At 52.7% G+C, this 15958-nt stretch carries 14 protein-coding genes; 4 read left to right on the top strand and 10 right to left on the bottom strand.

Features of this window, described 5'->3' with window-relative positions; all coding sequences use genetic code 11:
- Window positions 1-794: 794 nt before the first annotated feature.
- The 3 genes from PsAD5_RS07015 to PsAD5_RS07005 all read right to left on the bottom strand — a co-directional run bounded on the left by PsAD5_RS07015 (window position 795) and on the right by PsAD5_RS07005 (window position 3840).
- A complete protein-coding gene (locus tag PsAD5_RS07015) occupies window positions 795-1160 on the bottom strand; it encodes a hypothetical protein (protein WP_063290176.1) in 366 nt (121 codons plus the stop codon).
- A gap of 199 nt (window positions 1161-1359) precedes the next feature.
- Window positions 1360-2736: a sodium:solute symporter family protein gene (locus PsAD5_RS07010; RefSeq protein WP_063291567.1), complete on the bottom strand. Its 1377-nt coding sequence runs from the start codon at window positions 2734-2736 to the stop codon at window positions 1360-1362.
- Window positions 2737-3207: 471 nt separating this feature from the next.
- Complete coding sequence (locus PsAD5_RS07005; RefSeq protein WP_206599719.1) at window positions 3208-3840, bottom strand: class I SAM-dependent methyltransferase; 633 nt, start codon at window positions 3838-3840, stop codon at window positions 3208-3210.
- 286 nt (window positions 3841-4126) lie between these two features.
- On the opposite strand from PsAD5_RS07005, the gene PsAD5_RS07000 reads away from it, so the two are divergent.
- Complete coding sequence (locus PsAD5_RS07000; protein ID WP_244272069.1) at window positions 4127-5041, top strand: LysR family transcriptional regulator; 915 nt, start codon at window positions 4127-4129, stop codon at window positions 5039-5041.
- Between the two features lie 165 nt (window positions 5042-5206).
- Here the strand turns inward: PsAD5_RS07000 and PsAD5_RS06995 are convergent, their stop codons facing one another.
- Complete coding sequence (locus PsAD5_RS06995; protein WP_063291564.1) at window positions 5207-5629, bottom strand: DUF805 domain-containing protein; 423 nt, start codon at window positions 5627-5629, stop codon at window positions 5207-5209.
- A 330-nt stretch (window positions 5630-5959) separates the two neighbouring features.
- On the opposite strand from PsAD5_RS06995, the gene PsAD5_RS06990 reads away from it, so the two are divergent.
- Entirely contained in the window at window positions 5960-7015 is a 1056-nt protein-coding gene (locus PsAD5_RS06990; RefSeq protein ID WP_063291563.1) for a helix-turn-helix domain-containing protein, read from the top strand.
- On the opposite strand, the gene PsAD5_RS06985 is transcribed toward PsAD5_RS06990, so the two are convergent.
- A complete protein-coding gene (locus PsAD5_RS06985; protein WP_063291562.1) occupies window positions 7012-8847 on the bottom strand; it encodes an SLC13 family permease in 1836 nt (611 codons plus the stop codon). The two genes, PsAD5_RS06990 and PsAD5_RS06985, sit on opposite strands and share 4 nt — an antisense overlap.
- A 375-nt stretch (window positions 8848-9222) precedes the next feature.
- Between PsAD5_RS06985 and PsAD5_RS06980 the strand changes: the two genes are divergently transcribed.
- Window positions 9223-9930, top strand: coding sequence for a DUF4336 domain-containing protein (locus PsAD5_RS06980; RefSeq protein ID WP_063291561.1), 708 nt, complete (start codon window positions 9223-9225; stop codon window positions 9928-9930).
- A gap of 90 nt (window positions 9931-10020) precedes the next feature.
- On the opposite strand, the gene PsAD5_RS06975 is transcribed toward PsAD5_RS06980, so the two are convergent.
- Both PsAD5_RS06975 and PsAD5_RS06970 read right to left on the bottom strand, forming a co-directional pair.
- Complete coding sequence (locus PsAD5_RS06975) at window positions 10021-10392, bottom strand: DUF4345 family protein (protein WP_057461940.1); 372 nt, start codon at window positions 10390-10392, stop codon at window positions 10021-10023.
- Between the two features lie 131 nt (window positions 10393-10523).
- Window positions 10524-11447, bottom strand: a complete 924-nt coding sequence (locus PsAD5_RS06970) for an SDR family NAD(P)-dependent oxidoreductase (protein ID WP_063291560.1) — start codon at window positions 11445-11447, stop codon at window positions 10524-10526.
- A gap of 122 nt (window positions 11448-11569) precedes the next feature.
- Between PsAD5_RS06970 and PsAD5_RS06965 the strand changes: the two genes are divergently transcribed.
- Window positions 11570-12484 (top strand): LysR family transcriptional regulator, encoded by a 915-nt coding sequence (locus tag PsAD5_RS06965; RefSeq protein WP_063291559.1) that lies wholly within the window; start codon window positions 11570-11572, stop codon window positions 12482-12484.
- Between the two features lie 163 nt (window positions 12485-12647).
- Here PsAD5_RS06965 and PsAD5_RS06960 read toward each other — a convergent pair whose 3' ends face one another.
- The 3 genes from PsAD5_RS06960 to PsAD5_RS06950 all read right to left on the bottom strand — a co-directional run bounded on the left by PsAD5_RS06960 (window position 12648) and on the right by PsAD5_RS06950 (window position 15915).
- Window positions 12648-13694 (bottom strand): 4-hydroxyproline epimerase, encoded by a 1047-nt coding sequence (locus PsAD5_RS06960; RefSeq protein ID WP_063291558.1) that lies wholly within the window; start codon window positions 13692-13694, stop codon window positions 12648-12650.
- 86 nt (window positions 13695-13780) lie between these two features.
- Window positions 13781-15016, bottom strand: a complete 1236-nt coding sequence (locus PsAD5_RS06955; protein ID WP_063291557.1) for an NAD(P)/FAD-dependent oxidoreductase — start codon at window positions 15014-15016, stop codon at window positions 13781-13783.
- On the bottom strand, window positions 14998-15915 hold the full coding sequence (locus PsAD5_RS06950; RefSeq protein ID WP_063291556.1) for a dihydrodipicolinate synthase family protein: 918 nt from the start codon (window positions 15913-15915) through the stop codon (window positions 14998-15000). The genes PsAD5_RS06955 and PsAD5_RS06950 overlap by 19 nt, the downstream gene beginning before the upstream one ends.
- Between the last annotated feature and the right edge of the window lie 43 nt (window positions 15916-15958).

Genomic DNA, 15958 nt, shown 5'->3' with positions numbered 1-15958 from the left:
AAATCTTTGGTGTTCTGAAAAACGTAAACTAAGTCAGCTATTCCGTAACAGCGTCTTGTTACCAAGACACTCGCGAATAACCGCCGTCCACGTTTCTCTTTCTTCTTCCGTATTCAATTGTCAATGAGCAGAGACTTTCGCCTCAATATCCAGACTTACAAGACCTCTTAAAAACCCCGTAAATCCTTCTGTTTTTGTGCCTCCAGAACCGCGCCTCAGTGGCCCGCCCCGGTGGCGTGAAGCGGGTTATAGGGATACCAGACCGACCCGTCAACACGCAAACTCCAAAAAAACAAAACAATCGGGCAAAAACTAAAATTCAAACAATTCAATAACTTCATATATCAACCCACATACCACCACCAGACACCCAAAAACCCCAGAAACAAGCCAATAACAACCAGCCAAAACACCAAAAATTAACAAAACCAAAATTTGCACAGACGGGGATATCCAACTTTTTCAAACGAAACTCACACCCCCAACACACCCAAACCACCGCAAACGTCCCTCTGATACTTCAGCGAGTCGCTCAACCGCTGCAAACCGCCCTTCACCGGGTTTGCGTTCTTATGCGTTAGTCTGCGTTATTTCGGTGTGAGACGCGCGATCTTGCGTTCCTATGTCGGCAAACACGGCGAAAGCCCGATCCAGCCGCCTGCGCCCGCAGCTCCAACCGAGCCATACTTATGCCCCTCACCGTCAGGCCCGAGCCACCCAGCCCAAACCCGACTTATGCCCGCCTCACCAAATCCTACCGCAAACCATGACAACCTGTCCCGGCAGAACCAGCCTCACCGCCCCGGCAGGTCCACGGTTACCGTCTCACCGCCATATCCATGAACACTGTCTCTGGCACGGACAACCACCCGAGACATTCCTTCCGGAATCTGCACACCGCTTAAAGACCGCGTGAACGGCTGCTCCTCCACATGCGGATGAGCCAGCACCCGCACGGCCAGCACCTTACCGTCTTCAGAAAGCACCTCCCACGCGTCGGCATAATGGTCCCACCCTTCATCGCTGTGGCGCACACTCACCTCAAACCGATAGGAGCCTTCCGCCTGCGGGGTCACATTCACGTTGACCACATCAGCCTCCCCCGCCAAAACCGGTGTCACCAGCAAACTGAGGAATAGTCCAGAAACAAAAGCACGCATAAAAGCCTCCATAAGAGCGTGATCCGTTTGATCCTATGCAATCAAACCCAATAAAACCGCTCCACCAAATATGTGAGAGCACGATGCGTGACCGTAAAGGGACGCATCAAGCTCCAGGTTAGCTGAAAGGCTAGCGCACCAACCTCACCCCGCAACCCACAAAACATCAAAATGTCTTGAGCAAACCAGCCGCTCTCACTCACTCATGCATATAGATGGAAGATTTCGGCATGGAGAGGAACACAACCAGATTGGCAAGCACACCAATCACCAGTCCGGGCAGATCAAAAGGCGAGTCGAGCCCGCTTTGCCACAACACCGTCGCAACAACACCCGTCACCGCCCCGGCCAAAAACGCAGGGGTTCCACGACGAGCGCCATAGATCGCCGCAACCAGCGGCACCAGCACAATCGGCGCCCAGTAATTGTAGGCGTAAATCAGAATATCCAGAATGCTCTCTATAGAGACGGCAAACACAATAGAAAGCAGCCCCACAACCAGCGTCACCAGCTTGGCGATGAACAGCAGGTCCTCTTCCCGCATCTCTTTGCGCCGCAAAGGCCGCAACACATCATTCACAAACGCAATACTGGCGGAGTTGAGATAGGAATCCGCAGAGGACATCACAATCGCAATCACACCGGAAAACACCAGGCCCTTCAGCACTGGCGGCATAACGCTCACAATCACAAAGGCCATGGCATTATTAGGGTTCAGGTCCGGGTCCAGCGCAAAGGCCACCAAACCAATGGCTCCGGTGATTGCAAAGAAGAGAAAAGAGAACAGCCCGGAATAGAGTGTACCACGCGCCGCGGCAGACGCGGTCTTCCCCGCCAGCAAGCGCTGCATATAAGGAGGCACCAAAGTCTCCCCAAACATAAAGACAAGAATAAGCCCAATCAGCCCCATCCAGCCAAAGTCCGGCCCGGGCAAACTTAGATGATCTGGCGGCACCGCCGCAAACAACGCATCAACGCCGCCAATCTGATAAATGCCGAAGCCCAGCACCAGCGGCATGCCAATCGCAAGAATAACGAACTGCACCACATCGGTATAAACCACCGCCCGCATACCGCCCAGTGTCGTATAAAGAATAACAATGCCGCAGCCGATCCCGATGCCCCAAAACCGGTCCAGCCCAAAAAACACGTTGAAGATGACGCCAATCGCCCCAACCTGCGCGCCCACAATACCGCAGCACAACAACAAACCGCAGACACCCGTGGTCAGTCTGGCCAGCTTGCCATAGGCCTTGCCCATAACATCACCAACAGACACCGCATCAGGAAATGCCTTCATCTTGGGCGCAATCAGCGTGGCAACCGCAATCTCTTTACAGCTGAAGCCCCACAGCGCCACAATGTTGGCAACGCCATATAAAAACACCTTCTCCGCATTGCCGGTAGAAAAGCCCCCGCCGATAAAAGAGGCAGACATGGTGGCGAAGATAACAAGAGACCCAAACTCACGCCCCGCCGTCGCATAATCCTTCAGCCCCCGCTGAATCCGACCACCCCACAACCCCACCACAAGTATGCCAGCCAAATAGCCAGCCACGATAATCATATCGATCATCAGCAGGGGTTCCTTTTAGACACCAACAGGAGCAATCGCGCCCATGTCTAACAGGAAGGCATTACATTACAGTAAGGTGGGAGATTAAAAGGCTGGGTTTGGGGGCAGTTTCTGTCACGCCGTTGTTATAGGAGCATACGAAACTTAAGTTCCTCACAATAGAAGCACGTTGCTCTGATCAATTACTGACAGTCGCTTCAGTGCAGAAAACTCATCGGCTTTATGTATTTGCATTTTTTTAATTGTATACTCTTCCAACAGTCGTGAGGTATGGATAGCACTCCATTCAAGCACCATCCATATACTCGATACGGACGAAGTAGATCTTCGCTGCAACTGCTCGAACGACCGCTTAGTTCGCTGTGAGGCGAAACATGACAACTATAGAGAACGCAGCTCGCGAGCGATATTAATACTAAGGGCAACTTCCAACAGAAAGGCGGATACTGCGTTTGTGTGTCAGGCGCGTGACTAGGATACCTTCTTTGTAACCACAAAATAGCTCGATGCACCCTTGAAAATATCCTCGGTCTCAATGACCTGCAACCTTTCATCATCCAACAGATCGTCCAAGTCTGCACTCTTGAGTTGTCGAATGGGCACGGGAATAACCCCAACCCTTAACAACGCTTTGACCAACAGAATTTGCAGTGTAACCAAGGCTGACTTTTTGCCACCCAAGCAAGGTGTTACAGAAATAAACAACCCGCCAGGCTTCAGCAGTTCAATCGTTCTTTGCACAACACTTTCCGGATCAGGCACTGTGTGCAGCATGTTGAATGCCAACACCACATCGAAAGAACCACTCTCGAACTCTTCATCGAAGATGTCAGCTTGTTCGAAATCAACGTTGGCAATGCCACCTGTTGTGGCCTTTGCCTTTGCGATTTCGATCATCCCGGTTGAGATATCAATCGCGCGCACGCTGTGAACCGAGCTGGAAATCTCGCAGGCGGTAGTGCCTGTTCCACATCCGTAGTCCAACACAATGTCGGTATCCTTTAGATGTCTTTTTGTGTTCTCGCGGCTGCGACTATGAATGAATTCAAATTTCTCTTCTGTGTTGTCATAGTTGCTAGCGGATTGATCCCAAAACTTTTCCAATTTGCTCATTCTGTCTTTCCTGTATTTTGAACGTGATCTTGCAGCGCTTCGTCGCAATTGTAAGCTCCACGTCAATGCCCTACTGGGTCTTTCTAGTTGCTTATTTATGCCTTGTTGCGCGGTCGGATTTGATAGTCACAATCGGCAGCAACAAAGCCAAGGCTTCCTGTCGTCCCTTGCTTATACATAATACCCATACATCAATGGTCGTTCTATTGACTAAATACGTTAGTTCTGTATACGTAAATCGATGAACTGGCAGGCCGTATCATTCGACTGGAACCAAGTGAGAGCGTTTCACGCTACCGCCTTAGAAGGGTCGTTCAGTGCTGCGGCTCGCGTATTAGATACGACACAGCCAACAATCAGCAGACAGATATCCGCTCTCGAAGCTTCACTCAGTGTCACTCTGGTTGACCGCACTGTTAAAGGGCAAACGTTGACCCCAGCGGGGCAAGAACTCTTAGCCCACGTACGCTCCATGGGTGAGGCTGCAACGCTCCTGTCGATGGCAGCCGACCGTCAGTCGCAAAATATTACCGGGGAAGTCGTGTTAACCGCAACCGACCTTATGGCAGCAGCCTTCTTGCCCGTCATATTGTCTAAACTGCGGAGCCAGGCTCCCGGCATTACAATCCGCATTAACGAGTCCAGTGGAATCCAGGACCTCATGCTACGCGAGGCAGACATCGCGATCCGACACGCCCGACCAGATCAAAGTGATCTGATAGCAACCCATGTTGGAGACTTGAGAGCCAACTTATATGCTTCAAGCGACTATCTGACACGAGTTGGTCGACCACGCACAAAAGAAGATGTGGCAGACCATGATTTTGTGGGCATCCCCGATCCTGAACGTCTGATTGCGCCGATGAACAACATGGGAATCTCCCTCCGATCCGCAAACTTCGTGATGCAGCCGTGTTCGAGTATGGTCACTTGGGAAATGGTGAAGTCTGGTCATGGGATTTCAATGCTTCCCGAGGTCTTAGGAGAAGTTGAAACTTCTGTCGAAAAAGTACTCGTAGACCTGCCCTCTATGGAGTTCCCTATCTGGCTGGTTACTCACAGAGAACTTCAAACAAGCCCACGGATCAGAACAGTATTTGACCTTTTGGCCAACTATCTTGGAAAGATCGCTGATGCCCGCATCGGAGATACAAGCAGTTTGTCTTCGTTATTATACAATGAACTTCCCTAAACCGGACATTCGCCGCTCTGCTGAAATCCGGTAAATTGGGCTCAATAAACCCATGACAAATCCAAGTTACGACGAGCACAAAATTTCACCTACAGCGTATCTCCGAAAAGCAGAAACCAGTTTTCGGATAAGCACACCTCTACACCTAAGCTACAAAACCTTAGCTCACGCAGCGACAGGGACCGGCTCCACATCATACTTGTTCGGTCCCTTAGTCCCCGCTGCAAAACCAACGTTCGCCAGTCCGCCCATTGCCACGAATGCAAACACAAGACTGACGACAAGTGAGGCACCATATTCCAGGATTGACGGGAGGATGGCGAAGTAGATGGACGGAACAAGGAAATAGAAAACAAACCACCAGCCGGATTTTCCCATGTCGTGCAAGCGCCTGATCATCAGTGAAAACTGGATATAGTAAAGGGCAATGGACATGAGAACTGCCAGGGTCCTTGGGACGGGGTGAGAAGCGATCGGGAACACTTCAATCATGAACACCAAACCACACATAAACAGGCCAATCCAGAACAGGTTAAACAACCAAAACTTCCCTCTGCTCAATCTGCCTTTAAACCCAAGATAGAACATCCCACCACCATATTGCTCTTGTGCGCTGAAGTCGGTCTCGCAACTCTAAAGCGCCCCAACTCATCGCAGTATTCCCAAATTATTGAGGGTGCAGATAGCAAACCTGTTTCTGATGCAAAACCGATTGCAGGTGGTAAGAGGCAAACCTACGCAACTATCATGAGGGTGCGGGCTGAGGAACGCATTTTTGCTCGTGATAACTGAGGCTTCAAAAACTTCCTGAACGCCATAAGCATCTACTAAATTATATAGGTGCCTGTAGTTGTGTACTTGTCAAATACATCACATAGTATGCATGTCTAAAGCATTCATGCAGCAGGAGGCGGGCCGTTGAGTGAGGCAATTCAAACGGAACCGATCGTCGGCCTACCAAGAAACTCATTCTCATTAAATTCCATCCGCCGAAAAGACAGATTTGCGTTCTGGCGAGAGAGCTTAGCCTGTCTTTGCGAGGCGGAAATACACCGTGGCGAGGATCAGCTGGATTTCTTCGGTGAGATCCAGTCTGTACTGTTCGATTCCCTCATGCTCTCTCAAGTGACAGCACAGGCCCATATCGCCAACCGCACCAATGCGGCCATGGCACGAGATGGCGTAGATCATTATTTGCTGATGGTTCATGATGAGGGCGACGCCGAATTCTATGCAGGACCAAAGAGCGTCAACCTCAACAAGGGTGACTGCATTTTTCTGGATTTCTCACAGGAAGGTGGCTCAATCTCGGGCAGTTACAGCAATCGCTCCATTCTGATTGCACGCGAGCAGCTTGCGCCCCTGCTGCACAGCCCGGATGACAGCAACTTAAAAACACTCCCGGCGGCCCACCCACTAAACGTAATTTTGCGCGAACACCTCTCGTCAGTCAGCGCCCAGACCAGCAAGCTGAACATGCAGCAAGCCCAGCAACTCGTGCCCGCAACCATGGGGTTGATTGCAGCGTGCCTGAATGGAATGCCACATGAAAGCGAGGCAGGGCAGGAAGGTGTCAATCTGGCCTTGATGACCCGCGCCCGCCGTATTATCGAGGCAAACCTGACCAACCCCAACCTGTCTCCGGACTATCTCGGCGGCGCCATAAACGTATCGCGCAGCAAACTCTACGAGTTGTTTCTGTCCTTCGGCGGCGTCAGCAAATACATCCGCGACAGGCGCATGAAGGCCGTCTTGCGCGCACTGCTAGACCCGCGCAACGCCTACAGAGCAACCTATCAGGTCGCCTTGGACTTTGGCTTCGTGAATGAAAGCAGCTTCAGCCGCATGTTCAAACAATACTTCGGCTTCTCCCCTCGCCAGGTGCGCTCAAAATCCTTTGAGATCACCGCAGCCGCTCAGGGAGAAATCAAGCAAGGCCGACAATACGAAGACTGGATCCTGAACCTCAGCTAGAACGGCAAAAACACCGGAATGAGCAGGGTGGCAATCGCCAGCGCCATGATCTGCAGCGGCACGCCAATCACCACGTAATCCTTGAACCGGTAGTTCCCCGGCCCCATCACCAGCGTATTGATGGGCGAGGCCACAGGCGTACAAAACGCCGTCGAAGCCGCAATCGCAACGCTCATCAAAAACGGCTCAGGCCGCACACCCATAATCACAGCCACCTCAAACGCCACAGGCGCAATAAGCACCGCCGTCGCCGTGTTCGACGTAAACTGGCTGAAAACAGAGGTGAGCAAAAACAACGACATCAGCATCACATAAGGCGGACTATCGCCATAAAGCCCAACGATCTGATCCACAATCAACAGCAGCCCACCCGTCTTTTCCAATGCGGTGGCCATGGGCATCATCCCCGCAATCAAAATCAGACTGGGCCAGTTGATGGAGGTGTAAGCCCGATTGACCGAAACACACCCCGCACACACCATAGCCGTCGCCGCCAGCACCACCGCCGTCACACTGGGCACCACGCGGAAAATGATGAGCGTCAGCATAAGCGCCAGAATACCAAGCGCGACAGGCGCCAGCTTGCGCCGGGGCAGATAGTTCTTGATCTCCTCCGGAAACGCCAGCAGAAGAAAACTCTCCCGCGCCGCCTGCAGTTTGCTGATGTTCTCCCAGTCCCCAACCACAAGCAACTGGTCCCCAAACTTCAGCTCGATGTTCCCAAAGTTCCCGTGCAGTGTCTCCCCCTTACGGATGAGCCCCACAACGCTCAGGTTGTGGTTGGTCCGAAATCCGGCACCACTGATCTTTCTGCCGATCAGCTTGGAATCCGGCGCCACAATCAAATCTGCCATGCCAAGCTCACGAGCAGAAAGGTGATGCCCCTCCTCGCCCATCGGCAACAGCTCCAGCCCGATGCAGGCAAACACATCCCCGCTGATAGGCTCCTGCATCACCCCAAACACAATATCACCAGCCTTGAAGGCACGGTTTGTCTGGGTCGATGTCACCTTCAGCCGCTTGGTCGTGGTGGAGGTATACTCCAACCCAAACAGTGTAAGCCCAATCCGCCGCCGCAGCTTCGCGCTCACAACAGTCTGCCCAACCAGCTCAGAATCCTCACGGACCCGCAAGCGGACAATCTTGTCTTCAATATCGTAGGCTTCCAAAAACCCCTGCAGCGTCCGGCGCCCCTGCTCCGTCGCTCCTTGAGGCCGCTGCTGACCGCGCAAAAACAGGCGGCCATAGACCAGCATGTAAATCACAGCCACAATGAGAATAACGAGCCCGATCGGCGTGAAGATGAAGAAATTGAATGGCTCCATGCCAGCATTTTGCAACTGAGCATTGGCAATCAGGTTGGGCGGCGTCCCGATCAGCGTCAGCATCCCGCCAATCAGCGCCCCATAAGCAAGTGGCATTAGCAGCCGCGAAGGAGAAAGGTTGGAGCGGCTCGCAAGGCGGATAGCAACCGGAATAAAGATCGCCCCCGCCCCGGTCACACTCATAACAGACGCCAGCGCCGCAACCGTCAGCATCAGCAGCACGATCAGCTTCCACTCCTGATCCTCTGCAATCTGAACGATCTTGTCTCCCACCGCATAAGAAATCCCGGTTTGAGCCAGCGCCTCACCAACAATAAACAGTCCGGCAATCAGAATAACAACGGTGGACCCGAAACCCGAAAGCATTTCAGCAGGCGTCAGAATACCAGACAGCCCAAGCGCCAACATCACCATGATTGCAACAAGGTCCAGCCTCAGCTTGTCGGAGACAAACAGAATGACAGCTGCAAACAATACGAAGAAGGTGAAAAGCATTTCCCAAGACATCGTCTTAGAGTCCTTCGAGAAGTAAATCAGAGAGTTCTGGTCGCAAAATCTGTGCGATGTATACGAGGCATACTCGGCAGGTCTTAATAAGACAGGAAGTCTTATAGGCCACCGCTTAGTTTATCACGAGATATATGTAAACGTTTTGCTATCAAACCGCGTATTTGTGACTGTGGATATATTATAGGTTATTACCCCTATACTTTATTCAATTTCGCAAAAGAGCATGAATTCCCTTCATCAAGCTGGCATTCATCCCACTTTTGTCCTCCACTCTTGGCAAAACAGATGGTTTCGTCACATCCCAGGATATTCTAGAATTATGACCATAAGGCACAAAATACCACGCGCCTGACTTCCACAATGGGGAACGTCATGTCAACGCTTTACTCATTCGCTCCGGAAATTTGGTTGGCAAGTGGACCAGTCATCACAGCCGCACTTGGCTTTCGTTACTCAACCCGCATGGCGGTCATCCGCCTGCAAAATGGCGGGCTCTTCATCTGGTCGCCCATAGCTTTGTCAGACAAGTTGAGAGACCAAATAGATGCGCTCGGCCCCGTTCGCCACATCATCGCACCAAACCATCGGCATGATAGCTTCCTTGCGGAATGGGCCACGGCTTATCCTCAGGCCCAACTCCATGCCGCCCCTGGTCTGGCTGAAAAGAGACCAGATCTGTCCTTCAGCTCTACCCTGAGCAACACGCCGCAGGCTGATTGGCAAACAGAGATTACCCAGTCTGTCGTGGGTGGCAATTCCATTACAACAGAGGTGGTGTTCTTTCACAAAGCCAGTAGAACCACGCTGTTTACAGACCTGTTGCAGCAGTTTCCTAAAGGATGGTTCAGAGGATGGCGGGCCCTCGTTGCACGGCTCGATTTGATGACAGAACCAACACCAAGTGTGCCACGCAAGTTCCGCCTCGCCTTCCGCGATAAGACAACAGCCCGAAAAGCACTCAAAAAAATTCTCGGCTGGCCGACAAAAGCGGTCGTAGTCGCACACGGTGATCCTGTAACCACTGACGGTGCTGCTTACCTTGACCAAGCCTTCCGCTGGTTGAAGATCAGGTCACGCTAGCTTATCGACCCATTAGAAAAAGCAAAACGGCGGAGAACTCTGGTTCCCCACCGCCTAAAACTCCAAGCCCTTAAAGGAGCATTGATCCTCTTAGAAAGGCCGTAAGAAAGCACCAAGCAAGGCTGCGATAAGAACGAGCTCAACAATAAGCGGCGGAACAACTTCTTTTACAAATCCATCTGCCAGCAAGCCGACAACACGGCCCAGCGCAACAACACCCAGCAAAATGGCAACAACGACATAGGCTTGCGGCTGCGCCGTCACAAACCCAATAATCAAAAGCGCAACACTTGATAAGAACAGCCCACCAATCACAGATCGGATCGTGCTCAGACCCGCAACACCAACCGGCTCAAGCGCAAAGTTCTTCGTCATGCGGGACGGAGCAAACATTGAGACGGTCCCCAGACCGAGAAGCATAAGTGTCGGGGCGCCAACCATAATGAGATAGATAAGATCCATAGGTTCTCTCCAGATTAAATAACTACAGCGTGTCTCCGAAAAGTGGAAACCGGTTTTCGGATAAAGATACGCAAAAACAAAGACTAAAGCAGTTCAGGTGTTTCAGCTTAAATGCGAACTACTTTAGGGAATTAGATGAGTTGATGGACAGCCTGATTGGCGTTGTCCTGAAAACTGTGATTGTTGAGAGCAGAAAAGAGAGTGGCCTGATCAGTCAGCTTGCCGATAGCACCTTCGCCAGCACTGGCGTAGAAAACACCGCTCCTGAACTTCGGGTCCAGAATACCGTCCACATAGCGCTTCGCACCATCTTCAACGCCATGCATCATGCCCAATAAAGGCATCAGAACGCCGCCCACATGCTTGAACAAAAGCCTCTTAACGAAGGGCATATCATCAAACCCGTTGGTGCCAGTGGTACCGCCTGGGCTCATGGTCACAAAGCGAATATGCGGGTGCTGACGAGCCATGGAAGACATCCACAGAGCGCCAATAAGCTTCACGCTCGCATAGGCATCCATTGGATCACTCTTTTTAGTAAACGTGCGCCCATCCGCCATAGCGCGGAACTCATCCACGGACGCTTCTTTCAGCACAGGGCGGGCAACACCCATCTTAGGAATGCCACGCGCAGCCTCAGAACCTGCATAAAGCACGGTGGAGGTGATCAGTTGACGCTCAAGCATCTCGTCCACCAACACCACATGACCCAGCAGGTTCACGGCATAAATGTTTGTTACACCATGTGCAGTCATGCCATTGGGCGACCGGCCACCCACCCCACCTGCATTGAGAATGAGAGCATCCACCGGTGCCGCCATCTGGCTAATGGCCTGACGCACAGACTCCGGGTCCATCACGTCCATCAGGATAATTTCAAAAATTGCGCGTTTGGCCTCAGCTTCAAGCGCAGCTTTTGCTGCCAAAGCTTTGGCTTCATTACGACAGGCGAGGTAAATCCTCTCAATACTGCTGGTCTTTGCAAGTTGTCGTGCCGCCTCACGGCCTAACCCTGCATTCGCACCGGTAATCAAAACAGATCTGATCGGAGACATTGCTGCGTTTCCTATTGAAGTATGTTCGATGAAGGAAACGTACGCTGGTTGAATTTTGAAGTGTAGATAGGAAAAAATGGACGTTATGTTCCAAATTTGAACCACTGGATATAGGCCTGATCATGCAAGAAAACTACGCTCTGAACTGGGATGATCTAAAGTACTTTCTGGCCGTGGCCCGCAGCGGAACACTGAGAGGCGGCGCAAACCTGATCCGCGTCAACCACACAACCCTTGCCCGACGGCTGGAAGTTTTGGAAGAACGTGTTGGCAGCCGCTTGTTTGACCGCTCCAAGACAGGACTTGTTTTAACAGAACTGGGCGAAGCGCTTTTTCCCTACGCAGAGCGGGTTGAAGACGAGATGACGGCAGCCTCACGCATCATCGTCGGGCGAGATGCAGAGCCGCACGGCACCATCTATGTCACCATGCCCCATGGTCTGGCCATGACGTCCATCATGGATGATCTGGTCTTGTTTGCAGAAAAGTATCCGGAAATCGAGCTGAACCTGAATTTTACAAACAATGTCGCTGACCTAACCAGACGAGAAGCAGACGTTGGCTTTCGCATCGCTGACGAGGTGACACAAGACGTTGTAGGCCGGAAGCTCGTGCAGATGTCACAAGCAGCATATTGCACACGGGAATACGTTGAAAAGATCAAAGACAACAGCGGCGAAGGCCTGAGCTTCATCGGCTGGCATGAGGCGGAAGGCGAGACAACGGCTCCGTGGATTAAAAGTGGCTGCTACCCAAAAGCGCTCCTGAAGCACAGGGTCTCAGAACTGGTGCCGCTCATTTCTCTGGCCGCCGCAGGCTTAGGCATGGCTTACCTTGCATGCAATTTGGGCGACAGGCATCCCTTACTCATCCGCGCGCCCTTCCAAAAACCAATGCCCTACCGCAGCATCTGGCTCCTCCTCCACCGAGACCTCCGCAACACCGCCCGCGTCCGCCTCTTCGTTGACTTCATAGCCCAACGCATCACCACCCGCCGCAACGAATTCTGGGTCGCTGGAACGACATCTGACAGCTAGAGCGCGTTCCGTTTGATTGGATTCAACCAAACGAGAAGAATTCGCTCCACCAAAGATGTCAGAGCACGATGCGTGAATGCTAATGAACGCGACGTGCTCTAATGTTTGGAAAGGTAAGAGTGCTTGCCAAAGCAAGAAACTCACTCTTGCCTACCATTCACAATCACTTTCCGTAAGTTCCCTTCTCCGGAAAGTGCTTCACACCGTCGGCTGCCAGTTGGAAGCCGGTCATGTAGGGGTCGCGGTCATCGAGGAAGAGGGTATTGTAGCCGGTTTTGCGGGCCCAGCCTTCAATGGTTGGTATGATGCCGTCATGACCACCCACTTTGGTTGCTTCCTTCACACCGCCCACAAACACAGAGCCGATGATGGATTCATGGCGCATGGTGTCGCCAACCTTTAGCTCGCCTTTGGCGTAAAGGTGCGCAAGGCGGGCAGATGTGCCGGTCCCGCACGGGCTACGGTCCAGTGCCTTATCGCCATAAAACACCGCATTGCGCCGATCAGCAGCATCAGAGGTTGGCTTGCCAGTCCATTGAATGTGGCTGATACCGTGAATACGCTCATCTTCGGCATGCGTCACGCAGTACTTCTCATTCAAAGCAGCCCGCAACCGTGGGCTCCAGTCGAGCAGCTGTGAGACACCTACATTCTCAAGACCCGGAAAGTTTTCCTGCTCTTCAACAATGGCGTAGAAGTTGCCACCATACGCCACATCAACGCTGATCTCACCCACTCCCGGCAGATCCACACGCAGACCCGTTTGCGCCAGATAGCTCGGCACGTTTGTCAGGCGAACGCTCTCTATATATCCCTCTTTCTCAAAGTACTCAGCCACCACAAGGCCCGCTGGCGTATCCAGATACACCTTGCCCGGTTCACGCGGCTCAATAAGCCCTTCTTCCAGCGCCATGGTGACGGTGCCGATGGTGCCGTGCCCGCACATGGGCAGGCAGCCGGATGTCTCGATGAACAACACCGCCACATCACAGTCAGGCCGTGTTGGAGCAAACAGCATGGTGCCGGACATCATGTCGTGCCCACGCGGCTCAAACATCAATCCGGTTCTGATCCAGTCATAGCGCTTGAGAAAATCTGCCCGCCGCTCCAACATATCATTGCCGCGCAAGGCTGGCGTGCCGCCCGCAACCAGTCGCACGGGGTTACCGCAGGTATGCCCATCAACACAGAAAAAACTCTTGGAGACCAAGCTCCCCTCCCCTTATTCCATGGCATCAATACAGGATGCCGGCGGTCAACCGATGGAGCCCTCTCTCTCCCCCGGCAAAACCGCGCTTAAAAACGTTGAGCACTGTAAAGTGTGCAATCTATTCTTGGTGTCTCACCGCAAATCAGGTCACTGACCAGCTCAGCCGTAATGGCTGCCTGTGTGAGCCCATGATGACCATGCCCAAACGCATAAGTCACGCGGTCGCTTTGTTTAGAATGCCCGATCACCGGCAAGGTATCCGGCATAGAAGGCCGATGTCCCATCCAGCGAATGCCGTTTTCACGGTTCAGGCCGGGTAACAAACGAGATGCCTTCTCGGCCATCGCGTCAGCCCGCTTCCAGTTGGCCTCCATCTCCAGCCCGCCAAACTCAACAGCACCACCAACCCGCAATCCGTGAGAAAGCTGCGTCACTGCAAAGCCAAGTCCTGGCACCATAACAGCATGCTTCAAAGCAACATTCGGCTCGGAAAACGTGGTGTTGTATCCGCGCTCCGTTTCCAGCGGCACCTTGTCTCCCAACTGAGCCGCCAGCGTCTTGGACCACGCACCACAAGCAATCACCGCATGATCGCTGAGGATTTGCTCTTCAGCTTCCAGATGCAGAACAATGTGATCGCCCTGCGGCTGAACATGGGAAACCGATTTCTTGAGGATCTTGCCACCGTTGCGCTCAAAAGCCTCTGCAAGGCTCAGGCACAGGGCATGCGGATCATCAACACTCATCCATCCCGGCACCAGTGCTCCGCCAACAACATTCTCAGAAAAATCAGGTTCTAACTCACGGATCTGGTTGCCATTGAGCTCTTCAACCTCGATGCCATGCTCACGTTGCTCCTGCCAGCCCTTGCGAACACCCTCAATCTGACTGTGCTCGGTATAAACCTCAAGACAGCCCTTCATAAACACATGATGCCGCGTGCCTGAGGATTGCCACAGCCGTTCCCATGCAGGCAGCGAAGCCTTGTTAATCGCAGCTTTGCCAAGAACGCTGTGTTTCAGTTTGTCAGGAAGCGATGCCCGCGAGAACCGCAGCATCCATGGCAGGATCTTGAGTGCATAAGCAGGACGCACAGAAAGTGGCCCCAGCGGGTCTAGCAACCAACCGGGTATTTTCCGCCAAATGCCCTTGGATGCCAAAGGCGCAACGTCGGTCCATGCAATGCCAGCCGCGTTGCCACGGCTGGCCATTTCACCCGGACCATTGCGGTCAATCAGAGCAACCTTATAGCCTTCTTGCTGAAGGCGCAGGGCTGTTGCCAATCCAACAACCCCGGCTCCGATTACATGGATGTGTCGCATAGCTCTTTAAGCTCCGGCAGTTCCGGGCGGCATGCAACTGCATCTTCCACCACCTTGATGACACGCGCACGCTCCGCACCGGACAAAGCCAGACGTGGCGCACGAACACGGTCATTAGAGCCGATAGCGACCATCTCTGCCAACTTGATATTTTGGACTAGATTGGTGGAGACATCCAGATCCAGCAGCGGGCGGAACCAGCGGTAAATCTCAAGCGCTTCCTGATAGCGACCAGCTTTTGCCAGCTTGTAGATTGCCACAGTTTCGCGTGGGAAAGCCACAACAAGACCAGCAACCCAGCCATCTACGCCCATCATCAGGCTTTCAAGCGCAAGGTTATCAACGCCGGTCAGCATCTTGAAACGATCGCCAAAGCGGTTGATCACTTCTGTTGCGCGGCGAATGTCATCGGTGGACTCTTTCATCGCCACGATAAGCGGCTCGTCTGCCAGCTCAGCGAACATATCCAATGTCACATCAACACCGTAAGCAACCGGGTTGTTGTAAACCATCACCGGAACGCCGCCAGCTTTGGTAACAGCCTTGATGTGCGCCACAGTCTCATGCGGTGCAGAGCGGTAGGGAACGCCGGGCAGAACCATCAGACCATTTGCGCCAGCTGCCGCTGCATCCGCTGCCGCTTTCATCGCGCGGCGTGTGGAGCTTTCGCACACAGTCATGATAACGTGTTTGGACCCACAAATCTTTTTGGCAAGCTTGAGAATTTCGATTTTCTCTTCAGGCTCCAGCGCCATCGCTTCACCAAGAGAACCACAAACAATAATGCCATCGCAGCCGGCGTTCATCTGCAGCTGGAAGCAACGCTCCATCTCTGCAAAATCAAGCTCATCGTTCTCTGTAAACTTTGTTGTGACAGCCGGGTAAACACCAGTCCACATTTTGATTATCCTCACCTGTGATATATTACAGGCAATATGACCC

The sequence above is a fragment of the Pseudovibrio sp. Ad5 genome (genome assembly GCF_001623095.1).
GTDB lineage: Bacteria > Pseudomonadota > Alphaproteobacteria > Rhizobiales > Stappiaceae > Pseudovibrio.
Note: the sequence above shows the minus strand (reverse complement) of the source record. Positions and strands in the feature narration are given on the sequence as shown.